This is a genomic window from Chryseobacterium luteum, from assembly GCF_000737785.1.
In the GTDB taxonomy this organism is placed as follows: domain Bacteria; phylum Bacteroidota; class Bacteroidia; order Flavobacteriales; family Weeksellaceae; genus Chryseobacterium; species Chryseobacterium luteum.
The window spans coordinates 1-12,834 of the sequence record NZ_JPRO01000010.1 but is presented as its reverse complement, the minus strand read 5'-3'; the positions used below and the strand labels follow the sequence as shown (position 1 = coordinate 12,834).

General features: G+C 40.1%; 8 protein-coding genes and 1 pseudogene. 2 read left to right on the top strand and 7 right to left on the bottom strand.

Annotation, left to right across the window (positions count from 1 at the left end; all coding sequences use genetic code 11):
- Positions 1-798, bottom strand: a complete 798-nt coding sequence (locus IX38_RS11770; protein WP_034705224.1) for an SDR family oxidoreductase — start codon at positions 796-798, stop codon at positions 1-3.
- A gap of 223 nt (positions 799-1,021) precedes the next feature.
- Positions 1,022-2,080, bottom strand: a complete 1,059-nt coding sequence (locus IX38_RS11765) for a 3-oxoacyl-ACP synthase III family protein (RefSeq protein ID WP_034705222.1) — start codon at positions 2,078-2,080, stop codon at positions 1,022-1,024.
- A gap of 239 nt (positions 2,081-2,319) precedes the next feature.
- Between IX38_RS11765 and IX38_RS11760 the strand changes: the two genes are divergently transcribed.
- Positions 2,320-5,664 carry a DEAD/DEAH box helicase gene (locus tag IX38_RS11760; RefSeq protein WP_034705220.1) on the top strand — a complete coding sequence of 1,115 codons (3,345 nt, stop codon included), beginning with the start codon at positions 2,320-2,322 and terminating at the stop codon, positions 5,662-5,664.
- A gap of 282 nt (positions 5,665-5,946) precedes the next feature.
- Here the strand turns inward: IX38_RS11760 and IX38_RS11755 are convergent, their stop codons facing one another.
- The 4 genes from IX38_RS11755 to IX38_RS11740 all read right to left on the bottom strand — a co-directional run bounded on the left by IX38_RS11755 (position 5,947) and on the right by IX38_RS11740 (position 8,480).
- The gene (locus IX38_RS11755) at positions 5,947-6,447 is read right to left on the bottom strand and encodes an endonuclease V (protein WP_034705218.1); all 501 of its coding nucleotides are present in this window, start codon (positions 6,445-6,447) and stop codon (positions 5,947-5,949) included.
- 6 nt (positions 6,448-6,453) lie between these two features.
- Positions 6,454-6,822, bottom strand: a complete 369-nt coding sequence (locus IX38_RS11750; protein ID WP_034705216.1) for a VOC family protein — start codon at positions 6,820-6,822, stop codon at positions 6,454-6,456.
- Positions 6,819-7,253 carry a GNAT family N-acetyltransferase gene (locus IX38_RS11745; RefSeq protein ID WP_051884665.1) on the bottom strand — a complete coding sequence of 145 codons (435 nt, stop codon included), beginning with the start codon at positions 7,251-7,253 and terminating at the stop codon, positions 6,819-6,821. The genes IX38_RS11750 and IX38_RS11745 overlap by 4 nt, the downstream gene beginning before the upstream one ends.
- A 183-nt stretch (positions 7,254-7,436) precedes the next feature.
- A complete protein-coding gene (locus IX38_RS11740) occupies positions 7,437-8,480 on the bottom strand; it encodes a M28 family metallopeptidase (RefSeq protein WP_034705214.1) in 1,044 nt (347 codons plus the stop codon).
- Positions 8,481-8,568: 88 nt separating this feature from the next.
- Here IX38_RS11740 and IX38_RS11735 point away from each other — a divergent pair, with 88 nt between their 5' ends.
- Positions 8,569-9,708 (top strand): aminotransferase class I/II-fold pyridoxal phosphate-dependent enzyme, encoded by a 1,140-nt coding sequence (locus tag IX38_RS11735; protein ID WP_034705417.1) that lies wholly within the window; start codon positions 8,569-8,571, stop codon positions 9,706-9,708.
- A gap of 57 nt (positions 9,709-9,765) precedes the next feature.
- On the opposite strand, the pseudogene IX38_RS11730 reads toward IX38_RS11735, so the two are convergent.
- A pseudogene (locus IX38_RS11730) lies at positions 9,766-12,509 on the bottom strand (sodium-translocating pyrophosphatase).
- Positions 12,510-12,834: the final 325 nt, after the last annotated feature.

The following is a 12,834-nucleotide window of genomic DNA, read 5'->3' as shown; positions in this document are numbered from 1 at the left end:
TTAGATAAACTGTTTACCGAATTGTGCTCTGAAAACCTCATCCCCCATTTCAAGACGTTGTGCATATAATGCTTTTGCATCTTCTCCTGCTACATATCTCAACTGTTTCTTGCCGTCTGTAGCTGCTTCATACACCACCTCAGCAATCTCTTCAGGCTCGGAAGCAGCCTCCATCATTCCTTCCATATTGGAAAAAAGGGAACTGGTCATTTCTTCGTATTCCGGACTCGTTGCCGCATCCAGGGAACGGCTTACAAAATCGGTCTTAATTCCTCCGGGAGAAACCGTTTTAATATCGATGCCAAACCTGTTCAATTCGTAAGCTAAACTCTCGCTCCACCCTTCCAGAGCCCATTTGGTGGCATGATAGGTTGATCCAAGCGGAAATGCAATCAGTCCTCCAATAGAAGTGGTGGAAATAAACAACCCGCTTTTTTTCTCTCTGAAATACGGGATAAAAGCCTTCGTTACGCGGATCACTCCCAGAAGGTTGGTGTCCAGCTGTTTTAAGATCTGTTCATCCGTTAAAGCTTCCAGCGGACCAATCAGTCCATATCCTGCATTATTGAAAACCACATCCACATTACTCAGTTCCAGAGCTTTATAAACAGTTGATTTTATCTGTTCCGGATTGGTAACATCAAGGGGAAGAACCGTTACATTCTCCAAAGCCGCAAGCTCAGGAGCCGCGTCAGGATTTCTCATTGTAGCAATAACATTCCAGCCTCTGCTTTGAAATAATTGGGCTGCTGCTTTTCCTAATCCTGTGGAAGCGCCTGTTATAAAAATTGTTCTCATGTTGTTCTGTATTAAATTAACAGGACAAAGTTGCAAATTAGGATAAAGGCTGAAGTTGCCAAATTGGACTAACCTGTAGCCAAAAAGGATTTTAGAATAATTTATATTTTTCGGGAAAACCTGCCTGATCAATAATGAAAGGCCCAGATTTTAAAATCCGGGCCTTTTTTCAAAAGAAGAGAAATAATGAGTATAAACTGTGATTCTCTTCCGGTAAGTTATATTAGAATTTATAGACAAATGAATTGATATTCATCCCTGCTCCCACAGAGGCAAACAAAACCACATGTCCTTCTTTTATTTCATGGGAAGGAAGTTCTCCGTTCAGGATCATCGTAAGCAAAGTTGGAATCGTAGCTACGCTGCTGTTACCTAATTTATCGATCACCATCGGCATAACATTCTCCGGCATTGTTAAATCATAAAGCTGATAAAAACGTTTTACAATCGCCTCATCCATTTTCTCATTAGCCTGATGGATGATAATTTTGTCGAGTTGATCTATAGAATATCCGCTTGCATCCAGGCACTTTTTCATAGCATCTGCCACATTGACAAGGGCAAACTCATAGATTTTCCTGCCTTCCATTTTGATATATTTCGTATCAGGACAGCTTTCATTATTGTATGACTTGCCAAAGAAAAGATAGTCTTTTTCATTCAGGGTATAAGAAGCCGATAAATGGGACTGTATGCCTCTATCATCTTCACTGATTTCCATGATAACTGCTCCTGCACCGTCCGCATAGATCATACTGTCTCTGTCGTGAACATCAACTACTCTGGAAAGAGTTTCAGCACCAATAACAAGGCATCGTTTTGCAATACCCGATCTGATGAAGGCATTAGCCTGTATCACCCCTTCTATCCAGCCCGGACACCCGAACAGAACATCATAGGCCACACAGAAATTATTTTTGATCTTCAGCAGATGCTTTACTCTTGAGGCAAGGCTCGGAACACTGTCCGACTGAATGGTGCCAAAACGGACATCGCCAAAATTGTGGGCAAATATGATATAATCCAGTGTTTCAGGATCTATTTTTGAATTTTCTATTGCTCTCTGTGCTGCAATCAGTCCCAGATCTGAAGTCACCTGGTCTTCAGATGCATATCTTCTTTCTTCGATGCCGGTAATTTCCTTGAGCTTTCTGGCAATAATATCATTTGCTTCCTTTAATGACTCTCCGTTTTTATTAATAAAATGATGCTGGTCAAAAAATAAATTTGTAATTGTCTCCGGCGGAATATAATTGCCGACTCCTATAATCTTGCTTGTCATTAAAAAAAAATTATAATCTTCTTAAATTCATTTATTTTATTCCTGAATTTAAATATTGTACAATAATAACGATAAAATATTTATTATTCGTATGATAAAACAGAATTGAATAGTATTATTGGTATTCAAAGCATACGATAAGGCTTTCAGTTTCGTCAAAACACGCTCTATCAAAGGCTTATCTATTCGTTATCATTATATTGCACTGTTGCTGTACTTTTTTGTAAATTCGCGTGTTCATGGCAGCATATATTCTTGAAAATATGAGCATCAGCACACTTTCTGTGTATGATCTTCTGAAACATACCTCGGGAAGTGCATTCCTGGAGACCGGGGATTTTAATAACATCTACCCTGCTGCCATTGAAAATAATAACGGGGTTTTTTCCAAAAGATCTCCGCTAAAAGATTTTCCGGATGTTTCTGTAAGCCAGATAGGCAGCTCCATAGTAAGTACTTGTACCTGCAGCAGTTCCAAAGAAAAACTTTGTGAGCATCAGGCAGAAATTATCCACTGCATTATAGAGGAAAAAAAATTCAGGACTTTTTTTGATCCTTTTCTCCGTAAGAAGCTGTTCATTGCCAAAGCCAAAAATTATGGTTTGGAAAATGAACCGGACCTTGATCTGTATTTTGAACTGGAATATACTGATGATCAAGTTGAGGCCCGGCCTAAGATCAGGGAAATGCTAGCTATTGATGAGGATGTTTTTAAGCAGCATCTTCTACCCCGCCGATCATCAGTAATTCATGAACTGGCATTGCAGGACGGCGGAAAAAGAAAAATACTGGTCATAGGCAGGCACCGCTATTACAGTCATCTAAACTTTTCCCTGATGGAAGCTGAGGCTACACAGTCCGGGAAAATTAAAAACCCGGTAAATCCCGTTGATGCCATGCAGCTTATCTGGAAAGCTGAGGATCCTCTTCATATTAAATTCTATACCGCTGTTTCGGCGTTTCAGAATAATTATAATGAAGAGTACAATACAGCAGAACTTGAAGCTCTTAAAATCATTGTCCTGAACCCGCTCGGGCTGGAGACTTATTATCATGACCGGGAACTGTCTGAAACAGTTTCATCAAAGTCTCTTGTTCCTGTGCATCTTGAAGTTTTACAGGCAGAAATACAGCTTTCAGTATTTAAAAAAGACCCTTTTTATGAAGTGACGGGCGAGCTTCAGTTCAATGATATTTCCATTCCTTTTAAAAATGTAATGATCAGGAATGATTATTTTGTTTACAACAGAAACAGTTTCAGCTTTGTGGATGATCCTGATATGCTTCGGGTGATTAAATTTTTTAAAGCCAATAATGAAATTCTTCTTGTTCATGCCTCCAAATATGAAGCATTCATGCAGAACGTACTTTCTTCACTTGAAGAACGTATTCAAATCAATTACAAATATATACAGCCCGCAACGCCAGTACAGCTTGAAGAAGAAAAGCACCGTAACGAACGCATCATTTATCTCCGCCAGCAGGGAAATTATGTCGCTTTAACTCCGGTTATGAAGTATGGACAGGCAGAGGTTCCCGTCTATTCCAGGAAACAGCTTTTCGGTACGGACCGGAATGGTAATGTATTTAAAATTGACCGGAGTGATGCAGAAGAAGCCCGCTTTACATCTCTTATCATGAAGCAGCACCCTGACTTTGAAGCACAGATGGACGGTTATGATTATTTTTATCTGCATAAGGATAAATTTCTGGATCAGGACTGGTTTCTTCATGCTTTTGAAATATGGAGAAGTGAAGGGGTTGTCATTCTGGGATTCAATGAGCTTAAAAACACTAAACTCAATTCACACAAAGCCAGGATCAACATTCAGATTACCAGCGGACAGGATTGGTTCAATGCTAAATTAAAGGTAAGCTTCGGGCAGAAAGAGGCAGCCCTGAAACAGCTTCACCGCGCCATCCGCAACAGAAGTAAATTCGTACAGCTGGACGATGGCACGCTTGGCGTTCTCCCGGAAGAATGGATCAACAGGATGAATGAATTTTTCCGGATCGGGGAAATTGATGCGGAAGATCTTAAAATCCCAAAGATCAATTTTACTGAAGTGTCCTCACTGTTTGAAAAAGATATTTTAAGCAGCGAGGTACAGGAAGAGCTTTCCTCTTATTCTCTTCAGTTCTCGTCTGTTAAGGATATTCCTCAAATCAATATTCCTTCCGGATTAAATGCGGTGCTGAGGGATTATCAGCATGACGGATTGAACTGGCTGAACTTTTTGGACAGTTTCAGCTTCGGAGGATGCCTGGCCGATGATATGGGTCTCGGAAAAACGCTTCAGGTAATCGCATTTATGCTTTCCCAGCGCGAAAAACGGGGACATGTTACCAATCTTGTGGTGGTTCCTACTTCCCTGCTCTTCAACTGGCAGGAAGAAATCAGTAAGTTTGCTCCTTCTATAAAGATAATGACCCATTACGGAGCGGACCGGCTGAAAACCACGGAACATTTTTCTGAACATGAGGTAATACTTACGAGCTACGGAATGCTGCTTTCTGATATCCGATTTCTGAAAGATTTCCGGTTCAACTGTGTTTTCCTTGATGAATCGCAGACTATTAAAAATCCTAATTCGGAAAGATATAAGGCAGCAAGACTGCTGAATACAAGAAACAGGATCGTTCTTACGGGAACTCCTATTGAAAATAATACTTTTGATCTTTACAGCCAGCTTTCTTTTGCATGCCCGGGACTTCTGGGAAGCAAGCAGTATTTTAAAGATATTTATGCCGTTCCTATTGATAAGTTTGAATATGGTAAGCGTGCTCAGGAACTTCAGCAGAAAATAAAGCCGTTTATTCTCCGGAGAACAAAAAAGCAGGTTGCGAAAGAGCTTCCGGAAAAAACAGAAATGGTGATCTACTGCGAAATGGATGCTGAACAGCGCAAGATTTATGATGCTTACGAAAAGGAGCTCCGCGAATTTATTGCAGCCAATGATGACGATGATCTTAATAAAAACAGCATGCATGTCCTGACCGGACTTACAAGGCTCAGGCAGATCTGTAATTCTCCGTTGCTTTTAAAAGAAGGCTATTCCGGCGATCATGCCGTGAAAATAGAGATACTGATGGAACAGATCCAGAGTAAATCTAAAGATCATAAAATCCTTGTATTCTCACAATTTGTGGAGATGCTGGATTTACTTAAAGCAGAGCTTGAACATAAAAATATTCCTTTTGAATATCTTACAGGGCAGACCAAAAACAGAGGTAAGGCAGTTAGTAATTTTCAGGAGAATGAAGAAATACGGGTATTCCTGATCAGTTTAAAAGCCGGCGGTGTGGGCCTTAACCTTACGCAGGCAGATTATATCTACCTCGTGGATCCATGGTGGAATCCTGCGGCTGAAAATCAGGCTATCGACCGGAGTTACCGGATCGGGCAGACGAAAAACGTGATCGCCGTGCGGCTTATCTGCTCAAATACTGTGGAAGAGAAGATCTTAAGCCTTCAGAAAAGGAAAAATGAACTGGCTCAGAATCTGCTCCAGACTGATGGAACCGGCATCCGGAAGCTTTCAAAACATGATTTACTGGAAATACTGGAATCAAAGCCTTTATAAAAATCTCTTTCAATATCCTGTTCAGACAGATCTGCTCAAAAAAAGAAACCGACAGATAGAATCTGCCGGCTTAAAAAACAAAAATTGATATGGATATGATTAGATAAGTGTTTATTTTGATGAGACAAATTTATATTTATTTAGAATCAATAAAAATAATAAACAACTGATATTTATCAGTTTTACAGAATACTTTAGAAATACCGGAGAAAAACAAGGGCAATAAGCAATTATTGCTGCCGGATATAGAAATCAAACAGATTCTTTTGTTATGCAAAAAAATTATGCTCTGGAAAGCTGATCCAGTTTTTTCAGTAACGCCGGTATCCGGAAATCTCCGTGCATTTGTTCTATTTTAGGCAGTATTCCGTCTACATCGGTTCCTTTTGCTGTGAGAAACAGTGGCGTTTTGCTTTGTCCTCTTAAGACATTTCTTCTTTGGGAGTCGGGGGATGCAAACTCATTTTTTGCAATTCCGATAATTATATATTTCTGATCTAAGGCTTCATAGAGATAACCTCCAAGACCTGTTTTACCTTCATTATCAAGGGTAACATAGCCGTCAACTATGATAATATCTCCTTCTTTTAATTCTATTTTCTTTAATAAGCTCAAAATACAGGGCAGTTCTCTTTTGTAAAAGGCACCACTCTCATATTCTGAAGAAATTTCTGTTTTTTCAATAAAAATATCGGATTCATTTTCTGAAGTCCAGTCTTCAAATGCAATACATACCGTATTCGCGTGGTCTTCATAATAATAGGTATCAAAAGCGTAAATCATCCGTTTTTATTTATTAAAAAATTCGCCGAAGTGCCACAGGATTCCGGACGGATCATGTACAAAGCATTCTTTCCCCCACTCCATTGTTCTCATGGGTGTAAGTTTTACTTTTTCATATTTTTCAGTAAGATTCAGGCTCTGAAGCTCTGTCCAGAAATCATCAGTATTGTCTACTTCCATAAAGATCATGGTATTGTCCACCCAATCTTTAGCATAGTAATCCTGAAGATAGAATGCGGTTTCCTGCCATTTAAACAAGGAAAATTTAGGATCAAGAACCACTTCTTCAAACCCTAGATCCCTGTAAAAGTTTCTGCTTATTTCAAAATTTTCAGCCCCGATAAACGGCCTGATGGATTTTACATTTTGTTTCATTGCTTTCTGTTTTTCCAGTTATTATACGACATTTCAAACCTGATCTCATTTCCATGAGTTCCTGTTTCGCTCCAGCCGGATTTTTTGTAGAATGTTGCAGCTCTTGTTCCCGGCCAAACATCTTCCCTGGTTTGCTCAAAGTACCAGTCAAGCATGATATCATGAAGCTTCCTTCCGATTCCGAGGTTTTCAAAATCAGGATGTAAAAAAAGTGCCCAGATATTATTTTCTTTCAGATCTACAATAGAAAAACCGACAATCCGGGATTCGGTTTCAGATACCCAGCCTTTTCCTCTTGTGAACAGAAATTCTTCGCAGTCTGCGTCGGTTACCAGCGCAGGATCGGAAAGGATATTTTCTTTTACGGAGTTTCTAACGGTCTGAATCTGTGGGATATCTTCCAGACTGGCTTCGCGGATGGTTATATTCATTTGATATTTAATAAATTAGTGGTTAAAGCCCGTTTCTATTGATACAGGGATAAGGTTTATGCCGGTCAACGCAAAGATGCAAGAATTTATTAATGTTCTGAATGTGCATTTATTTTCAATAAAATTTTATGCTGTTAAAACAATTTTCCTCCTGCAGCTTTGCGGTGAACAGGCAAAAATAAATTATTTCTTATCTACTACAATTCTTTCTGCCCTGTTAGCAATTTCCCATGCCGTGGCAAAAACCAGCTGGGCTCTTTTCTCCAGCAACGGATAATCAATTTTCTCAGGATCATCAGTCGGCTTATGATAATCTTCATGAATACCATCAAAGAAGAAAGCTACCGGAACATTATTTTTAGCGAAATTATAATGGTCTGAGCGGTAATACAGCTGCTCGGGATCAGCCGGATCATCATATTTATAGTTCAGTTCTAAATTATTGGTCTTTTTATTGGCAGCCTCATTGATGACTTTAAGCTGGGAGCTCAACATTTCGGAACCGATTACATAGACATACTGTTTTCCTCTGTTTTCAGCATCATCACGGCCGATCATATCAATATTGAGATCAACTACCGTATTGGCAAGCGGGAATATGGGATTGCTGGTGTAGTATTCTGATCCGAACAGACCGTGCTCCTCTCCTGTTACATGAAGAAAGAGAATGGATCTTTTCGGGCCGTTTCCAGCCTTTTTAGTTTCATGAAAGGCTTTCGCAATCTGCATAACGGCGACAGTTCCGCTTCCGTCATCATCGGCTCCGTTGTAAACCACTCCATTTTTAGTCCCAACGTGATCATAATGTGCAGAGATCACTACTATTTCCTCAGGTTTTTCGCTTCCTTCAATAAAAGCAAGGATATTTTCAGAATCAGGAAGGTTTCCGCCGCCTCTTTTCTTCATGAAATCAGCCGGAACTTTCTGATAATACGAGCCTAATGCTTTTGGGAAAGCAATTCCCAGATTTTTATAATAATTTATCATGTATTCACCTGCTTTCTTCTGACCCGGACTTCCCGTATCTCTTCCGCCCATTTCATCAGAAGCAATTACATACAAGTTTTTCTTTAGCTCACCAGCCTTAATAGTCTTATATGCAGAGAGAAATGCTTTATCACCTTTTGCCACAGATGTGGATTGGGCAGAAGCTCCTTCAGAAGTTTTCGCTGTTCCGCAACCGACGAGTACCGCCAGCCCCAACAACGGGATCAGTATTTTTTTCATATGATAATAATTTGCTTAAAAATAACAAATTTTATTTAATCTTCAACGAATGTCTATTTTCCTTATATTTGATATAAGTGCAATACAGATGGAAAAAATTTACGGATTTACACATTACTCCTTTTTCACGGAAATGTCTGAGCTGGCCAAAAAGCATAGCAGTTTTGACCTGTCTTTAGGCCTTCCGGATTTTGATATTGATGAACGGCTGAAGTTTTTTCTGAAGGAGGCAATAGACTGTGACACGCATCATTACGAACCGCTTGCGGGAAATCCTCTGCTCATTCACAATATCATCTTATTTAATGCTGCCCGTAAAAACAGCATCAGACTTAAAGAAAATGAAATAACGGTCATCCCGTGTGCAACTTTTGCTTTACATACGGCTCTCAAATCTGTTTTAAATCAAGGAGATGAGGTTATTATCATTCAGCCTTCCTATTACACTTACGGCCCTTCTGTGGTTCTGAATGGCGGCGTTCCTGTATATTATGATCTTGATCAGGATTTTACCATAAACTGGGAAAAGCTTCAAAAATGCATTTCCGGAAAAACAAAAGCCATTATTGTCAATTCACCGCAAAACCCGACCGGAACAGTCTGGAAACAAAACGACTGGAACCAGCTGTATGAATCTATAAAACATCAGGAAATTTATCTTATTTCAGAAGAGATCTATGATACCTACTGCTACGACGGAATCGAACATTACAGTTCTTTTCTTCATCCTGAACTGAAAAACAGGACATTCTGTATTTTTTCTTTCGGGAAAATGTTTCATACTTCCGGATGGAAAGTCAGCTATTTGCTTGCTTCGGAATATCTTACATCAAAATTCAGGTGTCATCAGCAATATATTTCTTACAGTGCCAATGCTCCTGCCCAATATGCGATTGCCAGATACCTGGAGGTATTCGATTCCTCTGAAAATAAGAATGCAATGGAGCGTAAAAGAGATATTTTTAACGAAATGATTGCATTTACGCCTTTAGAAGCGACAAAAAAGGCTGAAGGAAGCGTCTTTCAGATCGTCAATTTCAGAAATATCTCTAAAACCATGACTGATGTAGAATTCTCAAAATGGCTGACGATAGAGAAAGGAACTGCATGTCTTCCGCTTTCTGCCTTCTATAATTCACGGCAGAACTCCGATTATGTACGGTTCAGCTTTGCTAAAAAGGATGAATTGATCATCGAGGCTTTGGAACATCTCCAGAAAAATCTTTAGCCAGATATCAAAAAAGCACCGCCTCGGGCAGTGCTTTTTTATTGAGTTTATTTTGATTTAAAGAGCAAGAACTCTTACATCAATTCTTCTGTTCTTTGCTTTGCACTCATCGGTGTCATTCGCTTCACAAACAGGGTACCGGGAGCCATAGCCTTCCGCTTCTACCCTGTCTGATGAAATACCCAGTTCCAAAAGCTTCAGCTTTGCTGTCTGGGCTCTCAGGTTGGATAATTTCTGATTGTTTTCTTCGTTTCCGGTGTTATCTGTATAGCCGCCTAGTTTTATTTTCAGATCGGGATAGTCATTTAAAATTTCAGCAAGATTATTCAGCTGTATATCTGAACCCGGCTTCAGATCACTTGATCCGGTTTCAAAATAAAGATTTTCCACCGTATACCAGTTATTAGGGTCCATTAGAGCCTGATCTTTCTGTTTTACAGCATTGTACAGCTGAAACAGTCTGCTTCCTTCTCCCAATGTGATTGTTTTTCCTCCTTTCAGCTTTATTTCCTGTATCGTTCCGGTATCATAGACAAAATCACCGTTTTCATTAAGGTGTCCTTTGATTTCTTTTGGAGAACCAGGAACAACGGGTTGAAGACCTGCACCTGCCGTGGATAAGGTGGCATTATATGCTTTTGTCAGACTTTCCAGTTTAGCTTTTCTGTTAGCCTCAATTTTATCTTTATGAAGGACTGCCAATGTGGGCGCAATAACCAGTGAAACAATAGACATCAGCTTGATCAGGATGTTCATTGATGGTCCTGAAGTATCTTTAAAGGGATCTCCAACTGTATCTCCCGTTACGGAAGCTTTATGAGGCTCTGAACCTTTATAGTAGGTCTGGCCATTGATATCAACACCTTTTTCAAATGATTTTTTAGCATTGTCCCAGGCACCTCCGGCATTATTCTGGAACATTCCCATCAGAACACCACATACGGTAGCTCCGGCTAAAAATCCGCCCAAAACTTCAGGCCCGAATATGAAACCGACTAAAATAGGGGAAATAATGGTAATAGCTCCCGGAAGCATCATTTTTCTGATGGAAGCATCTGTGGAGATAGCAACGCACTTTTCGTATTCCGGCTGTGCTTTTCCTTCCAGAATACCCGGAATTTCACGGAACTGTCTTCTCACTTCTTCTACCATGGCCATCGCTGCCTGTCCTACAGCGGTAATGGCAAGTGAAGAGAATATAAATGGTATCATTCCTCCTACAAATAATCCTGCGAGAACATCTGCCCTGTATATATCAATTCCATCGATTCCTGCAATGCCTACGAAGGCAGCAAATAAGGCCAATGCAGTTAATGCTGCAGAAGCAATGGCAAATCCTTTTCCACTCGCTGCTGTGGTATTTCCTACAGCATCAAGGATATCTGTTTTTTCACGGACTTCTTTCGGCAGTTCACTCATTTCAGCAATTCCTCCGGCATTGTCCGCAATAGGTCCAAAAGCGTCAATAGCAAGCTGCATAGCAGTAGTGGCCATCATTCCGGCTGCTGCAATAGCCACTCCGTAAAGGCCGGCACACAGGTAAGATCCGTAAATACCACCTGCCAGTACAAGAATGGGAAGCAGTGTAGACTCCATTCCCACTGCCAGACCGCCTATGATATTTGTTGCATGACCTGTAGAGGACTGTCTTACGATACTGGAAACAGGTCTTTTCCCCATAGCCGTATAATATTCTGTGATGATACTCATTAAAGTACCTACTACAAGCCCTACCATTATAGCTCCAAAAACACCCATTTTAGTGAACTCATGTCCTCTAAGCGTCATTTTTTCGGGAAGAAGATAAGTTACTAAGAAATAAGAGGATATAGCTGTGATCACAATGCTTCCCCAGTTGCCTAAATTCAAAGCATTCTGTACGCTGGAAGTAGATGAACCTTCATTGTCATTGATCCTTACAAATAAAGTTCCTATCATAGAGAAAATGATCCCTGTTCCGGCAATAAGCATTGGAAGGAGAATAGGCGCAAAGCCTCCGAAGGAATCATCAGACATTGTTTCCCTGCCCAAAACCATTGTCGCCAGTACCGTGGCAACATATGATCCGAAAAGATCGGCTCCCATACCCGCTACATCTCCTACATTGTCACCTACGTTGTCGGCAATAGTAGCCGGATTTCTTGGGTCATCTTCGGGAATTCCCGCTTCCACTTTTCCTACAAGGTCGGCTCCTACGTCTGCGGCTTTTGTATAAATACCGCCGCCTACTCTGGCAAAATTTTTTGGGCAATGGATTCTGCACCCAGAGAAAATCCGGTAAGAATTTCAATGGTCTTTTCCATTTCATGAGAATCTACTGTTGCATCAGGAGCAAAGATCTGTTTAATGATGAGAAACAAAGCACCTAAACCAAGAACCGCTAGTCCTGCCACTCCCATTCCCATAACGGAACCTCCTGTAAAGGAAACCTTCAGCGCTTTGGAGAGTGAAGTTCTTGCCGCCTCTGCAGTTCTTACATTGGCTTTTGTAGCGATCTTCATTCCGATAAATCCTGCCAGAGCAGAAAATACGGCTCCTACGGCAAAGGCAATACCAATACTCCAGTGGGAATTGGAATTACTGGCTCCCATCACAGCCAGCAATATGGATACTACAACTACAAAATAGGTTAAAATCTTGTACTCGGCCTTTAGAAAAGCCATAGCACCGTCAGCAATATGTCCGCTGATTATTTTCATTTTTTCGTTGCCGGCATTCTGCTTACTTACCCAGTTGCTCTGGAGGAAAGTATACAATAAAGCAACAACACCGAAAACCGGAATTAAATAGAACAAGTCCATAGTTTATTATTTTAATATTAATAAATAGTAATTAGTTTTATAAATATAATAAAAATTCCATTGTTTTATTAAATCTGTCCGATATTATATTTCTTCATAATTTAATGAACACAATCAAGCATAAAAGCATTCCTTGATGGGAAAACCGTCAAGTGAGTTACAAATAAGAAAATAAAAAAAGGCAGATGAAAATTCATCTGCCTTTAATATAATTTTGGAATGCTGTTTTTTAGCCTCCGAATTTTTCTGCGTAATCTTTTTGGGAAGCTTTGATCACTTTTCTGGCATGCTCAGCTCCGTAAACCTCATGGATTCTGCATTTTGC

Coding starts and splice junctions, on each gene's coding strand:
- IX38_RS11760 (WP_034705220.1), top strand. CDS start 2,320: ATGGCAGCATATATTCTTGAAAATATGAGCATCAGCACACTTTCTGTG.
- IX38_RS11765 (WP_034705222.1), bottom strand. CDS start 2,080: ATGACAAGCAAGATTATAGGAGTCGGCAATTATATTCCGCCGGAGACA.
- IX38_RS11770 (WP_034705224.1), bottom strand. CDS start 798: ATGAGAACAATTTTTATAACAGGCGCTTCCACAGGATTAGGAAAAGCA.
- IX38_RS11755 (WP_034705218.1), bottom strand. CDS start 6,447: ATGATTTACGCTTTTGATACCTATTATTATGAAGACCACGCGAATACG.
- IX38_RS11750 (WP_034705216.1), bottom strand. CDS start 6,822: ATGAAACAAAATGTAAAATCCATCAGGCCGTTTATCGGGGCTGAAAAT.
- IX38_RS11745 (WP_051884665.1), bottom strand. CDS start 7,253: ATGAATATAACCATCCGCGAAGCCAGTCTGGAAGATATCCCACAGATT.
- IX38_RS11740 (WP_034705214.1), bottom strand. CDS start 8,480: ATGAAAAAAATACTGATCCCGTTGTTGGGGCTGGCGGTACTCGTCGGT.
- IX38_RS11735 (WP_034705417.1), top strand. CDS start 8,569: ATGGAAAAAATTTACGGATTTACACATTACTCCTTTTTCACGGAAATG.